We start from the raw sequence: 21245 nt of genomic DNA, 5'->3' as shown, positions 1-21245 counted from the left end.
AGACTTAGCCCCGATCGCGTAACAAACGCGACTTTTCGCGATTCCAGTCGCGCTGTTTCTCAGTCTCACGTTTGTCGTGATTCTTCTTACCGCGCGCCACACCGATTTCTAGCTTTGCCCGACCACGATCATTGAAGTACAATTTCAATGGAACAACGGTCATGCCTTCGCGGGACACGGACTGGAAAATCCTCGACATTTCACGCCGGCTGATCAGAAGCTTTCGCAAGCGTCGCGGCTCGTGATTAAACCGATTTCCTTGCGTATATTCTGGAATATATGAATTAATGAGCCAAAACTCGCCATTCTCAAAGCTTGCATAGCTTTCAGCGATATTGGCCTGATTGGCACGCAGCGATTTTACCTCAGTGCCTGTCAAAACCAGACCGGCCTCAAGCGTATCGGTGATCTCGAAATTATAGCGCGCTTTACGGTTTTCAGCGACCATCTTGCGTGCAGGAGAGTTTTTCGGCTTGTTCATAATGGCACCATATAATGCGCATTGCCGGAAATGAAAACGCTCTCGCACATGCGAGAGCGTAAAAATCAATCAACCGGGCAAAAATATCAGCCTCAATTAACGAGACCAGCGTGTTTCATAGCTTCGTCGATCTTTTGAGCCGTAGCTGCTTCAATTGTTACCATCGGCGATCGCAGAACGTTTTCGATACGGCCAAGGCGCGACAGAGCATATTTCGGACCAGATGGATTAGGCTCGATGAACAGTGCCTTATGAAGCGGCATAAGATGGTCTTGCAGTTCCAGTGCCTTTGCATAATCGCCAGCCTGGCAAGCATCCTGAAACTCTGCGCACAGACGTGGAGCAATATTTGATGTCACGGAGATACAGCCGACACCACCATGCGCGTTGAAACCAAGCGCTGTTGCATCTTCGCCGGACAACTGGATAAAGTCCTTGCCGCAGGTCAAACGCTGCTCAGAAACGCGTTCGATCTTGCCTGTCGCGTCCTTCACACCGATAATATTCTTATGATCGCGCACGAGCGCACCCATTGTCTCTGGTGTCATATCAATGATGGAGCGGCCCGGAATATTATAGATCACCAGCGGGATAGAAATTGAACGCGCAACACGCGAGAAATGCTCATAGAGGCCGCGCTGGTTTGGCTTATTGTAATAAGGTGTCACAACCAGAACAGCATCTGCACCCGCTTTTTCGGCATGCTGGGCAAGTTCAATCGCTTCAACGGTATTGTTTGATCCTGCACCTGCAATCACTGGCACACGGCCAGCTGCGACTTCGATGCACACCTCAATAACACGCTTATGCTCATCATGAGAAAGCGTTGGAGTTTCGCCAGTAGTACCAACAGGAACGAGGCCTTTTGTACCTTCTTCAATCTGCCAGTTCACGAAGTCACGAAAGGCTTTCTCGTCGAACGCTCCTTCACTATCGAATGGCGTGACAAGTGCGGTAATCGAGCCTTTCAGCATCAGTGAACTCCTGAGAAATAAAGACGATCCTTACAGTATAATCCTGACATGAAATAAACCAGAATAGCCGTAAGGCGATGCACCATAGTCTCGGAGTTGTAATCCGGCAAGCGGGGGTATGGCGCAAATCTGCTTTCAAATGACCGTTTTAAGAAAAAACTTGATGGGCTTCGCTTAGACGGCTAGCCCCGACGCATTCAGGCACAGCATGACAGGCAATTTGCTATCAAAGTGTAATATAACTCTTTATTAACCAATACTTCATGCATCGGGATCATAGTCTTTGCCAGGCAAACCTAGTCAGCAATCAGGCTTATAAAAGCCAGATTCAAAAAATAGTCTGCTCACACAAACGTATTTTATTCGCGTTAGATCATGCGTAAGAAAAATTTGGATATGTCACTAAAGCAAAGAATGCTCAGCTCGGGCAGATTGATTATTGCTACCTCGCTTTTCGCGGGACAGCTCGGTGCTGCGTATGCCCAATCATCTTTGCCGACCGAGATTCCAACTCCGCTTGCGCGCCCATTCGCCCCTGCAGCTACACATGAATCCCCTATTAATCTGGTCACACCAAAAGCACGGCCAGCCACGCCTGACCCAGTTATAACCTCGTCGTTCAATCGCGTTGAGAACCCTGCTGCGATCAGTGGAACTCTGAAAACGGGGCTTGATGCGCTCTACTCTCGCGATGTCGTTGGCGCGATTGCTTATCGTAACGGCATGACAAAAGGCTCGCTCGACCGCCAGATTTTAACGTGGTCGATAGCAACTTCTGGCATAAGCGGTGTGCCAAGCGCTGAAATTGCAGCCGCAGCAGCCGAACTTCCTGGCTGGCCCGGGATGAGTGCTTTGCGTCGCAATTCAGAGCGCGCACTTTTCAAAGAAGATGCGCCTGCGTCAACGGTTATCGCGACCTTCGGCAATACGCAGCCACAGACGACCGAAGGCATGATCGCGCTTGCCCGCGCTTACGTGGCTAATGGCAACAAAACAAAAGCCCATCAGCTTCTGGCACCATGGTGGGCGAAAGAACGCCTGTCTGCTGAAGATGAGGCAAGAGTACTTAAAGAGTTCTCGACCGTTCTGACACGCGAAGATCACCAGCGCCGTCTTCTACGTTCGCTGTATAATGATCGTTTGCAGTCGGCGAAACTTCTATCGGGTCCAGCTCAGGCGCAGTCGCTTTACAACGCTTTTGCAGCCCTCTCGCAAAAATCGAAGAATACTGCCAAGGCTATCACTGATGTCGATAAATCATGGCACTCGAACCCTGTCTATGCATTCTTGCAGATACGCTATCTGCGCCGTGCAGATCGTTTTGATGACGCCACGGCTCTGATGCTAAAAGCTCCAAAGGATGCTTCATCTCTGGTTGATCCCGATGCCTGGTGGGTTGAGCGCCGCATTCTCTCGCGCGAACTTCTGGATATAAACAAGCCGCAACTTGCTTACAGGCTTGTGGCAGCGCATGCGGCAGAATCACCGACAATGGCTGCGGAAGCAGAGTTTCATGCCGGCTGGTATGCGTTGCGCTCACTCAAACAGCCGAAACTTGCGGCGCCACATTTCGCAAAGATTGCGGAAATTTCCTCGCGACCAATTTCCGCGTCCCGCGCCTATTATTGGCTCGGTCGTGCGGCCGAAGCCGGTGCAGGTGGCGACGCGACTGCATACTACCGTCGTTCAGCACATTTTGGCACGACGTTCTACGGACAGCTTTCTGCAGCCCGCTTAAACGAAAAAGCGCCAGAGCTGGCTTATCCAAAGCCTTCAGATGCTGAGCGCATACGCTTTTCAGGCCGCCCTGCCGTGCACGCCATCAGGCGTCTCGAGCAGATCGGCTATGGCAATCGTGCAACAGCACTTTACACGCAACTCTCACAAGAGTTGAACAGCGTTGGAGAGCTGGCACTCCTTGCGGTGATGGCAGAGAAAAATGAGAACCATTATCTCGCATTGCGCGTCGGCAAGAATGCTGCCTTCCGTGGACTGGATGTCGGAGCACTGTCGCATCCTGTTGGAGCAATTCCGGCCAATGCCAACATCAGTGGCTCAGGCAAGGCGCTTGCTTATGCAATTGCGCGTCAAGAAAGTGAATTTAACATCGGAGCGGTGTCCAAAGCTGGTGCACGTGGCTTGCTTCAATTGATGCCAGCAACCGCAAAAAGCGTCGCTACGCGCAATGGAATGACCTATTCAGATCAGAGGCTTACAAGTGATGCAGCTTATAATGCGACGCTCGGAGCTCATTTCCTTGGCGAACAACTCGACCGTTTCAACGGCTCCTATGTATTGACCTTTGCAGGCTATAATGCCGGTCCTCGCAGAGCGAGTGAATGGGTTGAACGATATGGCGATCCACGGGGAAAATCGATTGAAGAAGTGGTCGACTGGATCGAACGCATACCCTTCTCTGAAACACGCAATTATGTTCAGCGCGTTATGGAAAACTATGAAGTTTATAAAGCACGCCTGACAGGCAGCGCTGATATCAAAACTGACCTGATTTCCGGCAGACGATAAAGACAGAGTTTAAAACGTCCAAGTTTTTATACGAAAGACGTTTTAAGCCTCCTTCTTCTTTGCACGCGTCGCAGCCTTTGTTTTTGCTGCTGTTCTCCTCGGCTTCGCACTGCGCTTTGTGGCGCTCGCAGATACAGCTTCGGCTAATTTCGCCGCCTGCCCTATCCAGTCTTCACGCGTCACGCGACCTGCAAAGCCAATGTTGCGCTCAATCCAGCCAGCCTGGTCCATGTTCCATTGTGCTATTTGCGCGTAATGGAAAATGCCGAGCTTATTTAGCTTGGCTTCGATTGCATTCCCGATACCATTAATTACAGTCAGAGCATCCGGCTTACCGCGCAACGGAGCATCCAACAATTCCGGCCTATCAGCTTCGACAACAACGACAACCGTTTCCTTGATTTGCGCTTCCTCTGGCTCCTCCGGAGCGGAAGGAAGCTCAGCTTTCGGCTCATCTTGAAGCGGATCGACCGCTACCTCGACCTGCTTTGCCTCAGTCTCTTCAGCTACGGCTTCTTTCGCTGGTGCTAATGGCTCTGGCTTTTCGTCTAATGCAGGCGTCGAGAGCGCAGCCGCGACGACGATATCTTCTCTAATTTTATCAGCAGGTTTTCTACCTTTAAGCAGGCGACCCAAAATGCAGCCAATTACAAAAGCAACGGCAATGAGTATCGCCAATTGAACAATCAACATCGGCATTAAGGTTTCCTCTTACTCTACGCATCTGCACGCGGCTTCAACCACGGCAATCAATAAAACGCTGCGCAATTCACCCAACGGCAACTCACTTAGAAGCCGTGAGCCACCCAACTGCCAATCCAATCAGACCCGACAACAAAAGTACGGGCCAAAACATCTCTGCAAGATAAAGCATTTAAAACTCGCCTGCCAACCGATCCGAAGCACTTTCCTTATATATACAGGAAAGGCACCGAAGCCGCCGCTGTCAATCAGACAATGCGAACAAACGGGGGATGAGTGCGTTAAATGATGCAATGTAATCAGAACTTCGTAATATTAGAGCCCGCTAAGCTCAAGCCATGAGGCAACGGCCCATTCAATTCCGCGCTAAGGGCATTGAGAGCGCTATCATCGCTGACTTTTCCTTTAACTGACAATTTAGCTTCGGATATTTCTATCTCTGCATCGGTCAGTTTTTTCGCGAGATCAATGGCGAAAAGAACGCGCTGTTCAAACTCTGGCTGTGCACCGTGCGCAAGCGCCATTTGATCATCGACTAATAGGCCCGAGCCGATAGATTCCGCTGCATTCATAATTTTATCGCGCATGGAATTATCAGGAATATAACCTGAGAGGACAATTCCTTCACCGCCTTGGGTGAATTTGAAAACATACGGGCTGGCGGATTGAAGAACAGTCGTCAGATCCGAAAAATCACCAATACCGCGAAGCTTTTGCACAGCCTGAACTGCTGCGCGCTGAGATTCTGGATCAGGCGCCATGCCCTTCAGAACGACATCACGACCATCAACATCGAAGCCAGTCCATACGTAAGGTGAAAGCGCTTGCGCTGCCCGCGCGCTGATATCGGCCTCGACCCTATCCGCACCAAACCAGAGCGCTAGAGATGTCAGCGCTGCGGTCCATGTCAAAGCTGGCCAAAACCATTTCAGCATAAAATCATAACTCCGATGTCGTGTGACCTATAGAATGGGCCCTAACAAACTAACCCGCTGATGAATACAAGAGCGACGCCGGATTTTCAAACCGCAGACAACAAAAAACCCGGCAGCGAGGCTGCCGGGTTTTTCTCAAACCAATCCGTAAGGATTAGAACGAACGCTGGAAGCGAACCATACCCTGCCAAGCATCGTCACCCTTGAGGACCGAACGGTTGTCATTCCACTTGGTGTAGGAAACTTCTGGAGTGATGGTGAAGCCTGGAACCAGTTCGTAAGCTACGTTTGCAGTCGCTGCAAATGTTTCTGCTTCTTCATAAGCGAGCTGAAGGTTGAAGGTAGCCTTTTCGGTTGCCTTGAACTTTGCACCACCCCAAACAGCCCAATCGCCACCCCAGGTGCCGTAGAAGCTGTTGACAAGACGGATACCACGTGGGTTACCAGCTGCATCGTCATAAGCATAGAGGTAGTTGTCTTTGTTCGACTTGTAGCCACCCATTACCCATACGGAGAACTGGTCAGTTACGTTTACGTCGAGGCGAACTTTACCAGCCCATTCTTCGTTAACTGCGTCGTAAGCTGCAACACCAACGATCGAGCCCCAGCCCTGAGCGTACTTCAGACCACCAACAACATGTGGCGTATAGTCGTCAATCTTGCCGGAGATTGTGTACTGCGAACCATTCGACAGGTCGGTATAAGTACCGTTGTCGGTATCGCCATTGCCACCCTGTTCAAGAGCGATGATAGCCGAGAAGCCATTGCCGCCAGTGAAGGTGTAGCTGATTGCGTTGGTGCGGTAGCCACCAGCAAGAATTACGTCGTCGTTGATGACGTCGCCGAGGTAACCAGGGAAGGTTACGAATGCGGATTCGTCAAGACCAACGCGCAGACCGCCGAGCTGAATGTAGCCATAACGTAGAGTGCCTGTCGAGCCCGAGTCGGCACCGTTCTGGTACTGGAAGCGGGTTTCAGCATAGGTCTTAAGTGTGCCAAGTTCGGTTTCCGAGGCTGTCGAGAAACGAAGCGAGAAGCGTGTCAAGAAGTCGTAAGTGTCGCGATTACGCTCATCAAAATCAGTATCGAGCAACGCGTTAGCACGTGCATTCGAGCGAGCGTAAACATTGTCGCCGCCCTTGATGTCTGCACGAATGTAGCCGTGGATGCGCAGGCAGGTTTCGGTGCCTGGAATATAGAAGTAGCCAGCGCCGTATGCATCGCAAACGCGGACATATTCAACTGCTTCTGGCTCTGGAGCGACGATTGCGTCTGCTGCCTGAGCGCCGGAAGCTGCAACGAGAGCTGCAGCGGAGCCGAGGAGAAGGCTCTTGATGTTCATTTCTGACCTCCAGTCAAAGTTAAAAATGGGTCTGGGCATTCTGTTTTGGCTGAAGGACAACCTGTCCCCATCCCCTGATGAAAAAGTCGCCCCGAAGCGCTCCTTCTTCTGGATGTGAAGATACTCGCCAACTTTTTGAGTTCAACTACGAATGTAGCCACTCACCCCTTATTGCGTATGTATCAGTAGGTCCTGTTGCAGAAATGACACGAAATCACCCAGCTTCATTGAAGAAATTAGTAATTCATTTAAGTTTGTAAACACTTGTTAACCTGTCTTAACGATTGAAATGGCATGCTTTTCCGTCAAATTGGCGGTAGCAGCAACGAATCCCTTTCTCGCAAGCGCCTTACGGCAGTCATTTATATAGTACTTCCAAGAAGCTCTATATCTCAGGAAATTCGCAAGCGAATCTTATGCGGAAATGGCAACGCAACGCCGCTGGCACAGTCATTAGTCGGAAGTAATTCGTAGAGATTCATGGAAACCCTATATAAAGTACAAAAAAATGCTGTGAAATTTGCCATAAGCTGCGCAATTCGCTTGAAATGATTAGAACTACCAGTTATCTGGCCTTTACCGGAGAGGTGGCCGAGAGGTCGAAGGCGCTCCCCTGCTAAGGGAGTAGACCCGCAAGGGTCTCGTGGGTTCGAATCCCATCCTCTCCTCCATTAACCCACCACCGAAATCAGTAAATGAACGCCCTTTAAAAGCTGAATTAAGCTTTTGAAATCCCTTTGTGACCGACTTAAATTTTCTGACTTTTACAGCTTTAAAATCTTCCAACCCGTCTAGTAATTGAATTTATTTAATTTTTCGACTTTTGGTCAGTTCTTGACTGGAGGTCAGAAATGAACATCAAGAGCCTTCTCCTCGGCTCCGCTGCAGCTCTCGTTGCAGCTTCCGGCGCTCAGGCAGCAGACGCAATCGTCGCTCCAGAGCCAGAAGCAGTTGAATATGTCCGCGTTTGCGATGCATACGGCGCTGGCTACTTCTATATTCCAGGCACCGAAACCTGCCTGCGTATCCACGGCTACGTTCGTGCAGACATCAAGGGCGGCGACAATGTTTATTATCGCGGTGCCGGCGTATCTGCAGTTGAAGGCGGTGGCTTCAAGTTTACAGACAAGGGCAAAGATCGCGACACCTACAACTTCTTGTCGCGCTTCACACTGCGTACATCAACCGCTTCGGAAACCGAACTCGGTACTCTGAAGACCTACACGGAAACCCGCTTTAACTATGAAAATGGCGGCGATTCCGGCACTTCGCTCAACTTCGCTTACATTCAGCTCGGCGGCTTCCGTGTTGGTCTCGATGAATCTGCATTCCTGACTTTCACAGGTTACCTCGGTGACGTCATCAACGACGACGTAATTGCGGCTGGTGGTTACCGCACCAATGCAATCAGCTACACCTTCACGGGCGGCAATGGTTTCTCGGCTATCATCGCTCTTGAACAGGGTAACAAGGATGATGCCTTCCTCGACTATGGTATCATTGATGATTACACACCAAATGTTGTTGGTGGCCTGAAATACGCTCAGGGTTGGGGTTCGATCGCCGGTGCTGCTGCTTACGACGCACGCAACGAAGAATGGGCTGGTAAGGTTCGCCTCGACGTTAACGTAACTGACCAGTTCTCCGTATGGGTACAGGGCGGCTACAAGTCGAACAAAGACATCTATGCTCACTACGATGCGAGCGGTACAAGCATTGTGGTTGACGGCGGCAGCGAAACCCTTCGTGGCGTTCGTCTGACCAACAGCTTCTACGGCACCTGGGGTGGCGACTGGGCTGTTTGGGGTGGCGCGAAGTTCCAGGCTTCCGAAAAGGCTGCGATCAACGTACAGCTCGCTTACGAAGATGCAAAGACCTTTGCAGCGACTGCAAACGTAGCTTACCAGCTGGTTCCAGGCTTCACCATTACTCCAGAAGTTTCCTACACCAAGTGGGACGACAAGAAGTCGGTTCTTAAGGGCCAGGACGCTTGGCAGGGTATGGTTCGCTTCCAGCGCTCGTTCTAATTCGAATGCGATAAAATCGCCTGACGCCGATAGAGAACCTACGGCGTCAGGTTTTGTTCTAACTGTTCACGAACGTAATCGATGTGCTTACGCGAAACGGGGATTTTGCGTGGGCGTGATTGTGTCAATACCAGAATAAAAGTGGGGGCTAACAGATCTTTTAGAGGATCATAATATGTCTCTGCTTAAAATTAGCTCACTTATCTTGTGTTTCTTTAATTGTTTAACTATGTATGCTTCCCATAAAAAATATGGGGGCATGCTATGATCGTCGTTGGGGGCACGAAGGTCGATAGTGGTGATGTTTATTCGCCAATCGTCGATTATAATCTCGAATATACATCCATCAGAAGCCAGAAGCACAGAATTGTCGAACAATTCACTCTGGCAGAGCTGTCTGGTAAGTATATCAACATTCTCTGGGATGATGGGTCACACAAGTATAATGTGAAGTCTTTTCTCGGTGAGATTGATGAAATCTTGAAAGGCATGCGTTTTTCTGGATTTGATCAAGCGATGCTCGACTCTGTCATTGGTTCGCTTCGTGAGCGCGGTAACAGCAATGCAACCATCAATCGTAAGATGGCTGCATTAAGCAAGCTGCTGCGGAAGGCGCACAAAATGGGGGATATCTACAGCCTGCCGGAATTTGTTCGGCAGAAAGAGCGAGCAGGACGCATTCGCTTCCTCGAATATGAAGAGGAAAAGCGGCTTTTTGCAGCGATTAAGTCGCGTTGCGAAGATAGTTACCGTCTTTCAATTTTCCTGGTCGATACTGGCTGTCGCCTTGGTGAAGCTATTGGTTTGACGTGGAATGACATTCAGGAACATCGTACCACTTTTTGGCTAACCAAATCTAACAGGAGCCGCACGGTTCCGCTCACGAAACGAGCAAAAAAAGCAACCGCCATTGCGCATGGACGCCTAAAAGGCCCCTTCTCAATGCTCAATCAGGTTCGCTTCCGCCAGATTTGGAACGAAGCCAAAATCGAAGTTGGCCTTGGCACAGATGATCAAGTCGTTCCGCATATTCTGCGTCATACCTGTGCATCGCGTTTGGTCCGCGGCGGAATTGATATTCGTCGTGTGCAGATGTGGCTCGGTCATCAAACTTTGCAGATGACGATGCGCTATGCTCATCTTGCTACACACGATCTTGATTCCTGCGTTAAAGTTCTCGAGATTCGTTGATACAAGACAATTGAATTGTAATGGGCTTCGCGAATATACGCGAAATTTGCTGTTAAATTTTTTCAATGCGTACTTGCTTGCGTCATCAACACGCATGAACGCGAAAAACAAGATCTTTTATTAAGGGGCACAATTACAAATTAATCGGCAGCGATCACAAGAATTCTGCAATCTTAGGACAGCCCGAGCCTAGCTCTCCGTCAAATAACTTCGCGGTGATGTTTCTTAAGCTAGCGATATGGTGAAAGCTGGCGCAACTTGCTATGCATCTGAGTTATCTTACATCGGGCGCAGATGTGCAAACCTGTTTCATTAACCGCTTAAGCCAAGCAAGTTTGCCACTTCGGTCCCATCAGACACATTGACCGGAAGCATAATGACATCGCCTCGTCTCACACCACTTGTTGAACGCCTTCCCTCCACCGTTCCATTTGTCGGCCCGGAAACTCTCGAGTTGCAGCGGGGAAAACCTTTCATCGCGCGAATCGGTGCGAACGAAAGCAGCTTTGGCCCTGCCCCTTCCGTCATCGACGCGATGAAGCAGGAGGCGTCTGAAGTTTGGAAATATGGCGACCCGGAGAATTATGCTCTTCGCCACGCGATCGCCGCGCATCATGGTGTGAAGCCGGAAAACATTATGCCCGGCGCAGGCGTCGATGCACTGCTGGGTCTGGTTGTCCGTCAATATGTCCAGGAAGGCGACAAAGTAATCAATTCACTCGGCGGCTATCCGACATTTAACTATCACGTTTCAGGTTTTGGCGGCACTTTGCTAACTGTGCCTTACAATCAGGACAGGCCTGATCTCGATGCACTGATCGAGAAAGCGAAGCAGGAAAATCCAGCGCTGCTTTATATCGCAAACCCCGACAATCCGATGGGTACGTGGCATGAAGGTTCGGATATTCAGTCATTCATTGAGCAAATACCTGAAACCACAATGCTGATACTTGATGAGGCTTATTGTGAGACCGGCCCTGCTTCTGCATTTCCGCCATTTGAACTGGATCGGCCAAACGTTCTTCGGATGCGCACTTTCTCAAAGGCTTACGGACTTGCGGGCATTCGCGTTGGTTACGTCGTCGGTAACGAAACCGCAATTAGCGCCTTCAACAAAATCCGCGATCATTTTGCTGTTAACCGAATTGCACAAGCGGCCGCCATCGCGGCACTAAAAGATCAAGTTTATCTGAACGACGTTGTGGCGAAAATCCACACGGGTCGTGAACGCATTGCAAAAATCGCAGTCAAACACGGGCTGAAACCAATACCATCGGCCACCAATTTCGTGACAGTTGATTGCGGTCACGATGGCGCTTTTGCAACCGCTATCCTGAATGGCTTGATTGAACGGGACGTTTTCATTCGCAAGCCCGGAGCGCCAGTTCTTGACCGCTGCATTCGGGTGAGTGTTGGCGTGAGTGAGCAATTGGATATGTTTGAAGCAGCTCTTCCAGACGCAATCCTCGATGCGCAAAAAAGCCTGTAGCCAATTTAAAAATATTCTAGCTCGCGTTCTGCCCAATTGCGGGGATCATTATGTCAAACCAACTCAACGCTCAGGTTCGTAATCCGGTGTTTGGTACACTTGCTGGACTGTGCGGCGCACTGGCTATTGCTGCGTATGCAGGAGCCGCGCATGGTGGTGAAAACCACTTGAGTGCAATTGCACCACTCTTGCTTGGCCATGCCCCTGCCCTCCTGGTCCTGTCATTGATTGTTCCCAATAGCCGCGTGGCAAGTATGGGTGGCGCCATACTCATCGCGGGACTGGCACTGTTTTGCGGAGATCTCTTCATGCGCGACATGGCCGGAAGCAGGTTGTTTCCGATGGCTGCACCGACAGGCGGCAGCCTAATGATTCTCGGCTGGCTTATTGTTGGCGTTAGTAGCTGGTTCAAGCGGCGTTGATTGCCCTAAAAGCGCCTTAACAAAAAAGGCCTTGCAGATTTGCAAGGCCTCTTCTCTAAAACGGTGTAAGTTCAAACCGACTTATAAGCCGTCCCAGATCTGGTTTATGAATTGCCTTTCAGGCGTGCATTGCAAAGGCTGTAATAGCCGCCGCCCTTCTGTACCCATTTAAGGCCACCAAGCGCATTTGCGTCTTTCGCAGCATGATACTGTTCAAGGCAAGTATGCATACGAGCCTTACCCGGTGACTCGCTGGAGAACTTGGCAGACACAGCAGTGGGGAACTTGATGCCCTTCGGTGCCGCAACAGTGGGAGCGGCTGGCTCCGAATTACCATCTGTACTTAGTGCTACAGCATCCGCACCCGGACCACATTCAGCCTTACGAAAATCATTCCATTTTGCGCCACCATCGATGCCCGCATCTTTGGCAGCCTGATATTTCGTGCTGCACTGCTTCATTGTCAGTCCTTTGGCAGTATCAGCAGCAGCTGGAGCTGCAGCATTTTTGGCAGGCGCAGCAGCCTTCTTTGCTGGAGCGGCAGGCGCTGCCGCAGCATCATCTCCGCATTGTGTCTTACGGAAGTCGTTCCACTTAACATTGCCAAGCGTCCCGGCATCCTTGGCCGACTGATACTTTGCGCTACATTCTTTCATGGTCAGCGCACTGGCCTGCGTTGAAAAAGCAAAGGCAGATGCGCCCAGAATGAATGTGGTCCCAGCCAAAGCTGCAATGGTACGAATAGACATCTTGTCGCTCCCTGTCGGATACGGACTATTGTTTACGATACTTGTTAGTTGACTATCGCTCGACGCGACCATTCAAAACCTCGGGTCCTTTTCACCCGTCTTCAAACCCTTCCGAAATTCACATTCGACATCAATGTTGATACTCGGCAAGTTGACTGTCAATCACTCAATTAATATTACCATTGTCTACAATACAAAAATTCTAAACGTCATTCTTCGCACGTTACAACGGCTTATTGAACATAAGTAAACATACAGTAATTATTATTGGTTGTCTCAATATTATTGCAACAGAGTTAAAATCAGGAATTCATCACCATGTTTAAGAGAGTAATGATATTTGGCGGTGCTGGTTCAGGAAAGTCCACTCTGGCCCGTTCTCTTGGAAAAATAACTGACCTCCCGGTCGTTCACATCGACACAATTTACTGGCTACCCAATTGGACAATGCGCCCACGCGAAGAAATAGGGCGTTTGACCACGGAAATTGCAAATCGAGATGAATGGATCTTTGAAGGAAACCATAGTGAAACTATGGCTTATCGCGCGGAACGTGCTGATATGCTAATCTTTTTGGATATTTCGACACCGAGACGCCTCTGGCGAATTCTCACCCGAACATTTCGCTATTTCGGAAAGTCACGCCCAGACATGGCCGAAGGATGCAAAGAGCGCTTTGACTGGGAGTTTCTCAAATTTGCAGCAAACTATCGCAACAATGGCCGCATTCGTGCACTCACTTTTATGGAAAAGGCACCGTCGCATCTTTCGAAGTACCAGTTGCGCAGTCTGGCAGAGGTGAAACAATTTCTTGCTAAAACCGAATACGAAATAATCCAAAATAATTCGAAGACATAAGCGCGATAAAATCGAAAAAAGGCACGTAAAATAACAATATTGCTGGCAGTGCAGCAACATTCGACAGATGCTATATTGAGTGTGTCTCCCAAGACGTGACGCTGGTCATTGGCATTCTGACGATCAAATCAGCGAAAAAATATGCAGATAAATGCCGGACTTCGCTCTGGTCATTTCATCAATTCGTCCAATTTTCCGCAGCTTTGGAGTTGATCGTGTCAAATAGTGTCTCCCCACTTGTCGATGCTACCAGCCTAATGACGCCGGATCGTCATCGTCTTTATGAAGATGCGATTGCAATGCTCATTGGTACCTCATTCATCGCATTGGGCATAACCCTTTACAGCCAAGCCACACTGATGACTGGCAGCACCGCTGGTATTGCGTTGCTTATTCAATATGCAACAGGCATTAGCTTTGGCGCGCTCTATTTTGTGATCAACCTGCCGTTTTATTATTTTGCAGCGAAACGGATGGGCTGGGCGTTTACCGTCAGAACATTTATCGCAGTTGCTCTGATGTCGCTCTTCGCCAAAGTGATACCTATGTGCGTTGATTTCAGTTCAATCAATCCGCTGTTTGCTGCACTCATGGGTGGCACGCTCATGGGGATGGGCGTTCTTGCCCTTTTTCGCCACCGATCTGGGGTCGGAGGTGTAAACATTCTGGCGCTTTATTTGCAGGATGCCTATGGCATTCGTGCTGGCTGGTTCCAGCTAGCGCTCGACGTTATTATTATGCTCGGTTCCCTGTTCTTTATTCCCTGGGAGAACATGCTGTTATCGCTGGCGGGCGCGGTGGCTATGAATGTCATTATTGCCATCAATCATAAGCCGGGCCGCTATCTTGGCATAAGTTAAACAAAAGCCGCCTCAAAAGGCGACTTTTATTTAAACTTTCAACGATCTCAGTGCGCAGTCATCCATTCGCGTGCACTGCGCAGGGCTGCGGCAAGTTCTGTCTTGCTCATGGTTGCAGCAACCTGATTACGCATACGTTCAGCCTTCTGATTGCCACGGATTGCAGCAATATTAAGCCATTTATGTGCTTCGACCACATCAATCTCACAGTCCCGGCCAACGGCATATTTCAATCCCATTTCCAGTAGAATACGATCTTGAGAACCTGTTTTGCTCTGCTGTGTGACGCTCTGAAACTGTGTCATTTTCTTTGTCCCTGTTAAATCCCGAGAACCGTCCGCTCTTTGTTTCTGAGACTGGCTTTCACCGTCCCCGAACTGTCGGATCTGTCGTTCCGTTCATGATGCTGAGATTACCCAACAGAGTTAAAATGCGCGTTAAACCAGATGCTTAACAACGCGACAACAAAATCCCAACAAGGAGTAAACTTGGGAATTTATTAAACATCCAAGCTCAATGAATTGCAGCATTTTTTCAAAATGGCAGATTTTTCATCCACAGCGCTTAGAAACCAGATGATAACCATGGTGCAGATTGGCTTCGTTTAGGACGTGGCTAGCAACGAATATAACAGCTTCAATTATACCTCTTTCGCTCTGCTCCAAATTCAATTACGTTTACGTTTGCGTAAGCTTTCCGCAAGGCACGTGCCTTGCCGCATTTTGGGAGGAATGCATGATCCGTAATTTTATGATGGGACTAACTGCTGCCGTTGCTCTGACGGCAACCCTCGCTGTACCAGCCTTTGCTGATGAAGCCATTGTCGGCACGTGGAAGCGGCCGAACGGCACGATCATCAGTTATGCGGCCTGTGGTGGTGGCAAATATTGCGGCACGGTTCAAACCGGCGAATATAAGGGCAAATCGATAGGCTCTATGTCAGGCAAGGACGGCAGCTATAAAGGCGAGGTCAACAAGCTCGACGAAGGCAAGACCTATACGGGCAAAGCCAGCGTCAAAGGCAACACGCTTTCGCTCTCTGGCTGTGTAATGGGCGGATTGATCTGCAAAAGCGAAAGCCTCACGAGGCAGTAAGTCTAAAACTAAAAAGGCGGCTTCTCAGCCGCCTTTTTTGATTATCGTGCTTTCTGGCCAAAGAGCACCTTCTGCTCTTCATCCTTATTGGCTGAAGCCATTGCGCGTTCGCGCTCTTCTTTGCCAACCACGAGACCACGCTGCACGGCGGGCCGTGCGTTCATGGTCTCATGCCAGCGCTTGAGGTTTGGGAAATCTTCCAGCTTCTGATCAAAATTCTTGTAAGCGTTAATCCAACCAATGCTCGCCATATCAGCGATGGAATATTCGCCCGCGATATAGTCTTTGTCTTCAAGCTGACGGTTGAGAACGCCATAAAGACGATTGACCTCATTGGTATAGCGATCAATGCCGTACTGCACTTTTTCTGGTGCATAAATGCGGAAGTGTCCTGCCTGACCCGACATTGGCCCAAGTCCACCCATCTGCCACATCAGCCATTCATCAACAGCAACGCGCTTGCGTTCATCTGATGGATAGAACTTGCCAAATTTGCGTCCGAGATATTGAAGAATTGCACCCGATTCAAAGACCGAAATCGGCGCGCCGCCCGGACCTTCCGGATCAACAATAGCAGGCATGCGATTGTTCGGTGCGATTTTGAGGAAATCCGGCTGGAACTGATCGCCTTTGCCGATATTTACATATTTGACTTCATAAGGAACACCCAGTTCCTCGAGCATAATGCTCACCTTGAAGCCATTCGGTGTCGGCCAATAGTAAAGTTCAATCGGTTTTGTCTGCTCGGCCATGGGTCGTTAACTCCCTCTTTCTTGGCTTTGTCGGTAACTCCGATGCAAGCTAACATAAGCGCCGTGAATTGCGGCACAAGAGCGAACCGATCAAGTTCATGCGACATCAATATTTTTGAACGCCACATGAATGCAGCACTCAGGAGTGGTTCAGCCAACAAACCTTACAGTCATGCCCTATAATGGAAGATCGAGTATTTGGGGGAAGAATGTTGCTAAGACGCACGACCATCGTATTCATGATGATCGCTGGCTTTGCGATTGTCGCGGGGCTATTTGTTGATCGGAAACAACATGTTTATCGAGATCAGCCAATCATCGGAGATATCACCGTAATGCATCTCGGAAACAGTCACGCGAAAGCACACATCTGACGAATGGGGGAAACCTGCGACACAAGTAATCTCATTTAAACAGAGACATGCGCGTGTCATTGATTTTGTTATACTGAGTCATGACACAACGAATCGAACAGCCATTTCTCACCGAGATTAAAACGCCTCCTTTTATGGAGCCGCAAGTTTTTGCCGATGCAGGCGCGGCAGTTGTCGCGCTTCGCAAGCTTTATGATCGCAATACCGCGTTTCTCCGCACAGCCTTTGAACAGTTGGCGAAGGGAGAAGTCCGACCTCAGCGATATCGCGCTTTTTACCCCGAAATTTGTCTGTCGACATCGAGCTTTGCTCATGTCGATACACGTCTGGCGTTTGGCCATGTGACCATGCCGGGCGATTATTCGGCAACGATCACGCGACCTGATTTGTTTGAACATTATCTTAACGAACAAATTCGCCTGCTGATGCGCAATCATGGGGTGACAGTCACCGTTCGGGAATCGGCAACGCCAATTCCGATCCATTTCGCCTTCATGGAAGGCACTTATGTTGAGGCATCGGTTGCCAATGCCTTCACGCATCCGATGCGCGATCTCTTCGACGTGCCGGATCTGGCCGCAACAGACGACAAGATCGTCAACGCCGATTTTGATCCAATTCCCGGCGAGCCGATGCCGCTTGCACCTTTCACGGCGCAACGCGTTGACTATTCGCTACACAGGCTTGCGCATTACACAGCAACAAGTCCGAAGCATTTCCAAAACTTCGTGCTGTTTACGAACTATCAGTTCTATATGGATGAGTTCTGCGCCTATGCACGCAAGCTGATGGCAGATGGCGGCGGCGGGTATGACAGCTTTGTCGAGCCGGGCAATGCGATCACGCTTGCAGGTGAAACCGCTCCAAGCACGGGCATCGCATTGCAACGCATGCCGCAAATGCCGGCCTATCATCTGCAACGCAAAGATCATTCTGGCATCACCATGATTAACATTGGCGTTGGCCCGTCCAATGCAAAGACGATTACCGATCATGTTGCCGTGCTTCGCCCGCATGCATGGCTGATGCTGGGACATTGTGCTGGTCTGCGCAACAGTCAGGAGCTTGGCGATTACGTTCTTGCTCACGCTTACATGCGTGAAGACCACGTTCTCGATGATGATCTTCCGGTCTGGGTGCCCTTGCCCGCATTAGCAGAAATTCAAGTTGCCCTAGAAGAAGCGGTTGAAGAAGTCACCGGCCTTGAAGGCTATGATCTTAAGCGGATCATGCGAACCGGCACAGTTGCGACGATTGATAATCGCAACTGGGAACTGCGCGACCAGCGCGGCCCTGTTCAGCGCCTTTCTCAGGCACGGGCGGTGGCACTCGATATGGAGTCAGCGACAATTGCGGCCAATGGCTTCCGCTTTCGCGTTCCCTACGGCACTCTGCTCTGTGTTTCCGACAAGCCGTTGCACGGCGAGCTAAAACTACCCGGCATGGCGACCGAGTTCTATAAGCGGCAAGTCGCGCAGCATCTACAAATTGGTATTCGAGCGATGGAAAAAATCGCTGCCATGCCAGATGAACGACTGCATTCACGCAAGCTCAGAAGCTTCTACGAAACTGCGTTCCAGTAAGTCACAAGATGCCGAAGGCAATGCTTTCGGCATCATCATCGCGCCGCAATCAGCCGCTACTCGCCAATCATGTCAAAACGCCGCGAAACTTTTGCCTTTACTCTGCTGATCATTGCCGTTCTGGTATCCGTGCCGCTTGTGCTCGGATTTCTCGGATCTGCACATCCGGCATTGGATTCATTTGCCCATTTCCGGTCCCATCTCGCTATCCTGATGGGAGTGCTGGCGCTGCCGCTTTTGTTCACAGCAATGCGACGTGAAGGTGCGATGATCCTGCTGTTTGCGATCCTTGCTTTCAGCACAACACTTGGTGCCGCACGCAATCTGCTGGATGGCTCATCAGCAGCGCAGGCAAATGTGCCAACTGGCGGGGCACGTTATAGTCTTGTGCAAATCAATCTGCGCTATAACAATCCTGAACCCAAACGCGTCTTGCAAATGATAGCGCAGGAAAAGCCCGACGTCATCGCTTATCAGGAAGCGGGTTCAAACTGGGCGATGTGGATCAATATTCTCAAGGGAACCTACACTTATCACTTTGAATGCCGCATCAGCGGCAACACCATGAGCGTGGGTATTTTATCCCGGCGTCCGTTCAGTGAAGGCAGTGCGCAGGCATGCCTTGGCGACAGTCGCCTTGCCATGACTTCCATTGATTTCAGCGGCACGCCAGTCAATGTTGCATCCTATCATGCTGTGCTTCCATGGCCGTATGCTCAGGCAGCAATCATCGATAAGCTGGTGCCGGAATTGCAGAAATTCGACGGCCCTTCCATTATTGCTGGCGATTTCAACGCAACACCATGGAGCAATGCAGTTCACCGCATAGAAAAGGCTTCCGGTACAAAAGCGATGACCGGCATTGGCGGAACATGGGTGCCGCAAAGCCTGCCCGTGACACTCGCGCCATTTGTGGGGCTAGCAATCGACCAAATTCTCGTCAGTCCTGATATTGCAGCACCAGTCGCAGCGACACGCGGCGAAACGGGTTCTGATCACCTGCCTGTCAGGCTTGAGTTTTCGGTCCCTATGCCTGTGAGGCCCAACACAGAAGAGCCTGAAATTCAGTCTGTGATGCTTCAATAAAAAAGGCGGTCTAAACCGCCTTTTTTATTTACATGTTTACATACACTGGACCCTCTCCGCCTTGTGGCGGAACCCAGTTGATATTCTGGTTCGGGTCTTTGATATCGCAAGTTTTGCAATGCACGCAGTTCTGCGCATTGATCACAAAGCGTACATCCTTAGCCTGCGGATCAGCAGCAGAATTGCCGTCTGCATCCACCCATTCATAAACCCCTGCAGGGCAATAGCGTGTCGACGGACCCGCAAAAACATCATGCTCTGATGTCTGTTGCAGCTTCATATCGGCGATCTGCAAATGCACTGGCTCGTTTTCGTCGTGATTGGTATTCGACAAGAACACCGACGACAGGCGATCAAAAGTCAGAACGCCATCTGGCTTAGGATAGCTAATCTTCTTGTGCTTTGCAGCAGGCTCAAGGCTCTGTGCATCGGTCTTACCATGCTTCAGCGTACCAAAAAATGAGAAGCCAAACAGCTGGTTGGTCCACATATCAAGACCGCCAAGCGCGACACCAACAACCGTTCCGAGCTTCGACCAGAGTGGCTTCACATTACGAACCTTCTTGAGATCCTTGCCGATTGCGCTGTTACGCCAGCTGTTTTCGATCTCAATCGGTTCATCATTGGCGCGACCAGCGGCCAATGCTTCTGCAATCTTGTCGGCAGCAAGAATGCCCGACAGAACCGCATTATGGCTGCCTTTAATACGCGGAACATTGACGAAGCCAGCCGAACAGCCGATCAGCGCACCACCCGGGAATGACAGCTTCGGAACCGACTGGAAGCCGCCTTCGGTAATTGCACGTGCGCCATAAGACAAGCGCTTGCCACCTTCAAACGTATCACGGATAGCCGGATGTGTCTTGAAGCGCTGGAATTCCTCAAATGGCGACAGGTATGGATTCTTATAATTGAGGTGCAGCACGAAGCCGACCGCAACCATATTGTCTTCAAGATGATACAGGAATGTGCCACCGCCGGTTTTCATATCCAGCGGCCAGCCGAAAGAATGCTGCACCAGACCAAGCTTATGCTTGGATGGATCAATCTGCCAGAGTTCCTTGAGGCCGATGCCGAACTTGGCCGGTTCGCGACCCTCATCAAGCTTGAACTTGGCGATCAGTTCCTTAGCAAGTGAGCCACGCGCGCCTTCGCCAATCAGAACATATTTGCCAAGCAGTGCCATGCCCCGCGTATAGTTCGGACCATGCGTGCCATCGCGTTCGACGCCCATATCTCCGGTCGCAACACCGATGACAGCACCTTCATCATTATAAAGCACTTCTGTCGCAGCAAAGCCCGGATAGATTTCTACGCCAAGCTCTTCGGCCTTTGTGCCAAGCCAGCGGCAGACATTCCCAAGCGAGACAATATAATTGCCATGATTGTTCATCAGCGGTGGCATTGCGAAGTTCGGCAAACGCACAGAACCGGCAGGGCCGAGCAGCAGAAAGTGATCCGCCGTCACGGGCGTTTTGAAGGGATGTCCCTCTTCTTCGCGCCACCCCGGCAGAAGCTGGTCAATACCACTTGGATCAACAACAGCACCCGACAGAATATGCGCGCCGACTTCCCCGCCCTTTTCAAGAACAACAACCGAAAGCTCCGGATTGATTTGTTTGAAGCGAATAGCCGCAGCAAGGCCAGCAGGGCCTGCGCCAACAATCACAACATCAAATTCCATGCTCTCGCGTTCGGGAAGCTCAACCACTTCAGACATTCGTGCCTCCGTCAAATTTACATTTTCCCCTCACTATTTCAGCGCGGGCAATGCATCCAGTTGTTTTTGCTCATGAACC

20 protein-coding genes and 1 tRNA gene are annotated in these 21245 nt (G+C 50.3%); 12 read left to right on the top strand and 9 right to left on the bottom strand.

Features of this window, described 5'->3' with window-relative positions; all coding sequences use genetic code 11:
* Positions 1-4: 4 nt before the first annotated feature.
* Positions 5-481, bottom strand: coding sequence for an SsrA-binding protein SmpB (gene smpB / locus U2P60_RS12860; protein ID WP_310010628.1), 477 nt, complete (start codon positions 479-481; stop codon positions 5-7).
* Between the two features lie 92 nt (positions 482-573).
* Positions 574-1455 carry a 4-hydroxy-tetrahydrodipicolinate synthase gene (gene dapA, locus U2P60_RS12855; protein WP_313828224.1) on the bottom strand — a complete coding sequence of 294 codons (882 nt, stop codon included), beginning with the start codon at positions 1453-1455 and terminating at the stop codon, positions 574-576.
* A gap of 396 nt (positions 1456-1851) precedes the next feature.
* Here dapA and U2P60_RS12850 point away from each other — a divergent pair, with 396 nt between their 5' ends.
* Entirely contained in the window at positions 1852-3981 is a 2130-nt protein-coding gene (locus tag U2P60_RS12850; RefSeq protein ID WP_413572920.1) for a lytic transglycosylase domain-containing protein, read from the top strand.
* Positions 3982-4023: 42 nt separating this feature from the next.
* Here the strand turns inward: U2P60_RS12850 and U2P60_RS12845 are convergent, their stop codons facing one another.
* The 3 genes from U2P60_RS12845 to U2P60_RS12835 form a co-directional block, all read right to left on the bottom strand.
* Positions 4024-4680 (bottom strand): endonuclease, encoded by a 657-nt coding sequence (locus tag U2P60_RS12845; RefSeq protein WP_413572919.1) that lies wholly within the window; start codon positions 4678-4680, stop codon positions 4024-4026.
* A gap of 302 nt (positions 4681-4982) precedes the next feature.
* Positions 4983-5618, bottom strand: coding sequence for a BON domain-containing protein (locus tag U2P60_RS12840; protein WP_413572918.1), 636 nt, complete (start codon positions 5616-5618; stop codon positions 4983-4985).
* A 154-nt stretch (positions 5619-5772) separates the two neighbouring features.
* Positions 5773-6960, bottom strand: a complete 1188-nt coding sequence (locus U2P60_RS12835; RefSeq protein ID WP_413572917.1) for a porin — start codon at positions 6958-6960, stop codon at positions 5773-5775.
* Positions 6961-7541: 581 nt separating this feature from the next.
* On the opposite strand from U2P60_RS12835, the gene U2P60_RS12830 reads away from it, so the two are divergent.
* The 5 genes from U2P60_RS12830 (at position 7542) to U2P60_RS12810 (ending at position 12089) form a co-directional block, all read left to right on the top strand.
* A tRNA-Ser gene (locus U2P60_RS12830) sits at positions 7542-7631 on the top strand.
* A gap of 180 nt (positions 7632-7811) precedes the next feature.
* Positions 7812-8987, top strand: coding sequence for a porin (locus U2P60_RS12825; protein WP_413572916.1), 1176 nt, complete (start codon positions 7812-7814; stop codon positions 8985-8987).
* A gap of 264 nt (positions 8988-9251) precedes the next feature.
* Complete coding sequence (locus U2P60_RS12820; RefSeq protein WP_313828219.1) at positions 9252-10178, top strand: site-specific integrase; 927 nt, start codon at positions 9252-9254, stop codon at positions 10176-10178.
* A gap of 376 nt (positions 10179-10554) precedes the next feature.
* Positions 10555-11667 (top strand): pyridoxal phosphate-dependent aminotransferase, encoded by a 1113-nt coding sequence (locus U2P60_RS12815; protein WP_413572915.1) that lies wholly within the window; start codon positions 10555-10557, stop codon positions 11665-11667.
* A 50-nt stretch (positions 11668-11717) separates the two neighbouring features.
* On the top strand, positions 11718-12089 hold the full coding sequence (locus tag U2P60_RS12810; protein ID WP_313828217.1) for a DUF423 domain-containing protein: 372 nt from the start codon (positions 11718-11720) through the stop codon (positions 12087-12089).
* A gap of 104 nt (positions 12090-12193) precedes the next feature.
* On the opposite strand, the gene U2P60_RS12805 is transcribed toward U2P60_RS12810, so the two are convergent.
* On the bottom strand, positions 12194-12838 hold the full coding sequence (locus U2P60_RS12805; RefSeq protein ID WP_313828216.1) for an antifreeze protein: 645 nt from the start codon (positions 12836-12838) through the stop codon (positions 12194-12196).
* Between the two features lie 318 nt (positions 12839-13156).
* Between U2P60_RS12805 and U2P60_RS12800 the strand changes: the two genes are divergently transcribed.
* Both U2P60_RS12800 and U2P60_RS12795 read left to right on the top strand, forming a co-directional pair.
* Complete coding sequence (locus U2P60_RS12800) at positions 13157-13696, top strand: DNA topology modulation protein FlaR (protein WP_413572914.1); 540 nt, start codon at positions 13157-13159, stop codon at positions 13694-13696.
* Positions 13697-13953: 257 nt separating this feature from the next.
* Positions 13954-14556, top strand: coding sequence for a YitT family protein (locus U2P60_RS12795; protein ID WP_413573786.1), 603 nt, complete (start codon positions 13954-13956; stop codon positions 14554-14556).
* 47 nt (positions 14557-14603) lie between these two features.
* On the opposite strand, the gene U2P60_RS12790 is transcribed toward U2P60_RS12795, so the two are convergent.
* A complete protein-coding gene (locus U2P60_RS12790) occupies positions 14604-14861 on the bottom strand; it encodes a sel1 repeat family protein (RefSeq protein ID WP_310010641.1) in 258 nt (85 codons plus the stop codon).
* A 445-nt stretch (positions 14862-15306) separates the two neighbouring features.
* Between U2P60_RS12790 and U2P60_RS12785 the strand changes: the two genes are divergently transcribed.
* Positions 15307-15651 (top strand): DUF2147 domain-containing protein, encoded by a 345-nt coding sequence (locus tag U2P60_RS12785; protein ID WP_404989607.1) that lies wholly within the window; start codon positions 15307-15309, stop codon positions 15649-15651.
* A gap of 41 nt (positions 15652-15692) precedes the next feature.
* On the opposite strand, the gene U2P60_RS12780 is transcribed toward U2P60_RS12785, so the two are convergent.
* Complete coding sequence (locus U2P60_RS12780; RefSeq protein ID WP_413572913.1) at positions 15693-16403, bottom strand: glutathione binding-like protein; 711 nt, start codon at positions 16401-16403, stop codon at positions 15693-15695.
* A 209-nt stretch (positions 16404-16612) separates the two neighbouring features.
* On the opposite strand from U2P60_RS12780, the gene U2P60_RS12775 reads away from it, so the two are divergent.
* From U2P60_RS12775 to U2P60_RS12765, 3 genes are all read left to right on the top strand, one after another.
* Positions 16613-16777 carry a hypothetical protein gene (locus U2P60_RS12775; RefSeq protein WP_413572912.1) on the top strand — a complete coding sequence of 55 codons (165 nt, stop codon included), beginning with the start codon at positions 16613-16615 and terminating at the stop codon, positions 16775-16777.
* Between the two features lie 80 nt (positions 16778-16857).
* Positions 16858-18360, top strand: coding sequence for an AMP nucleosidase (locus U2P60_RS12770; RefSeq protein ID WP_313828212.1), 1503 nt, complete (start codon positions 16858-16860; stop codon positions 18358-18360).
* A gap of 69 nt (positions 18361-18429) precedes the next feature.
* On the top strand, positions 18430-19446 hold the full coding sequence (locus U2P60_RS12765; protein ID WP_413572911.1) for an endonuclease/exonuclease/phosphatase family protein: 1017 nt from the start codon (positions 18430-18432) through the stop codon (positions 19444-19446).
* Positions 19447-19474: 28 nt separating this feature from the next.
* Here the strand turns inward: U2P60_RS12765 and U2P60_RS12760 are convergent, their stop codons facing one another.
* Positions 19475-21166 carry an electron transfer flavoprotein-ubiquinone oxidoreductase gene (locus U2P60_RS12760; RefSeq protein ID WP_413572910.1) on the bottom strand — a complete coding sequence of 564 codons (1692 nt, stop codon included), beginning with the start codon at positions 21164-21166 and terminating at the stop codon, positions 19475-19477.
* Positions 21167-21245 lie beyond the last annotated feature (79 nt).

Origin of the sequence: Brucella sp. H1_1004, from assembly GCF_047308065.1 — a bacterium.
In the GTDB taxonomy this organism is placed as follows: domain Bacteria; phylum Pseudomonadota; class Alphaproteobacteria; order Rhizobiales; family Rhizobiaceae; genus Brucella; species Brucella pseudogrignonensis_B.
The sequence above is the reverse complement of the archived record's forward strand: the minus strand, read 5'-3'. Positions and strand labels throughout refer to the sequence as shown.

Excerpts from the sequence above, each read along its gene's own strand:
- smpB (WP_310010628.1), bottom strand. The coding sequence starts at position 481 with ATGAACAAGCCGAAAAACTCTCCTGCACGCAAGATGGTCGCTGAAAAC.
- dapA (WP_313828224.1), bottom strand. The coding sequence starts at position 1,455 with ATGCTGAAAGGCTCGATTACCGCACTTGTCACGCCATTCGATAGTGAA.
- U2P60_RS12850 (WP_413572920.1), top strand. The coding sequence starts at position 1,852 with ATGTCACTAAAGCAAAGAATGCTCAGCTCGGGCAGATTGATTATTGCT.
- U2P60_RS12845 (WP_413572919.1), bottom strand. The coding sequence starts at position 4,680 with ATGCCGATGTTGATTGTTCAATTGGCGATACTCATTGCCGTTGCTTTT.
- U2P60_RS12840 (WP_413572918.1), bottom strand. The coding sequence starts at position 5,618 with ATGCTGAAATGGTTTTGGCCAGCTTTGACATGGACCGCAGCGCTGACA.
- U2P60_RS12835 (WP_413572917.1), bottom strand. The coding sequence starts at position 6,960 with ATGAACATCAAGAGCCTTCTCCTCGGCTCCGCTGCAGCTCTCGTTGCA.
- U2P60_RS12825 (WP_413572916.1), top strand. The coding sequence starts at position 7,812 with ATGAACATCAAGAGCCTTCTCCTCGGCTCCGCTGCAGCTCTCGTTGCA.
- U2P60_RS12820 (WP_313828219.1), top strand. The coding sequence starts at position 9,252 with ATGATCGTCGTTGGGGGCACGAAGGTCGATAGTGGTGATGTTTATTCG.
- U2P60_RS12815 (WP_413572915.1), top strand. The coding sequence starts at position 10,555 with ATGACATCGCCTCGTCTCACACCACTTGTTGAACGCCTTCCCTCCACC.
- U2P60_RS12810 (WP_313828217.1), top strand. The coding sequence starts at position 11,718 with ATGTCAAACCAACTCAACGCTCAGGTTCGTAATCCGGTGTTTGGTACA.
- U2P60_RS12805 (WP_313828216.1), bottom strand. The coding sequence starts at position 12,838 with ATGTCTATTCGTACCATTGCAGCTTTGGCTGGGACCACATTCATTCTG.
- U2P60_RS12800 (WP_413572914.1), top strand. The coding sequence starts at position 13,157 with ATGTTTAAGAGAGTAATGATATTTGGCGGTGCTGGTTCAGGAAAGTCC.
- U2P60_RS12795 (WP_413573786.1), top strand. The coding sequence starts at position 13,954 with ATGACGCCGGATCGTCATCGTCTTTATGAAGATGCGATTGCAATGCTC.
- U2P60_RS12790 (WP_310010641.1), bottom strand. The coding sequence starts at position 14,861 with ATGACACAGTTTCAGAGCGTCACACAGCAGAGCAAAACAGGTTCTCAA.
- U2P60_RS12785 (WP_404989607.1), top strand. The coding sequence starts at position 15,307 with ATGATGGGACTAACTGCTGCCGTTGCTCTGACGGCAACCCTCGCTGTA.
- U2P60_RS12780 (WP_413572913.1), bottom strand. The coding sequence starts at position 16,403 with ATGGCCGAGCAGACAAAACCGATTGAACTTTACTATTGGCCGACACCG.
- U2P60_RS12775 (WP_413572912.1), top strand. The coding sequence starts at position 16,613 with ATGTTGCTAAGACGCACGACCATCGTATTCATGATGATCGCTGGCTTT.
- U2P60_RS12770 (WP_313828212.1), top strand. The coding sequence starts at position 16,858 with ATGACACAACGAATCGAACAGCCATTTCTCACCGAGATTAAAACGCCT.
- U2P60_RS12765 (WP_413572911.1), top strand. The coding sequence starts at position 18,430 with ATGTCAAAACGCCGCGAAACTTTTGCCTTTACTCTGCTGATCATTGCC.
- U2P60_RS12760 (WP_413572910.1), bottom strand. The coding sequence starts at position 21,166 with ATGTCTGAAGTGGTTGAGCTTCCCGAACGCGAGAGCATGGAATTTGAT.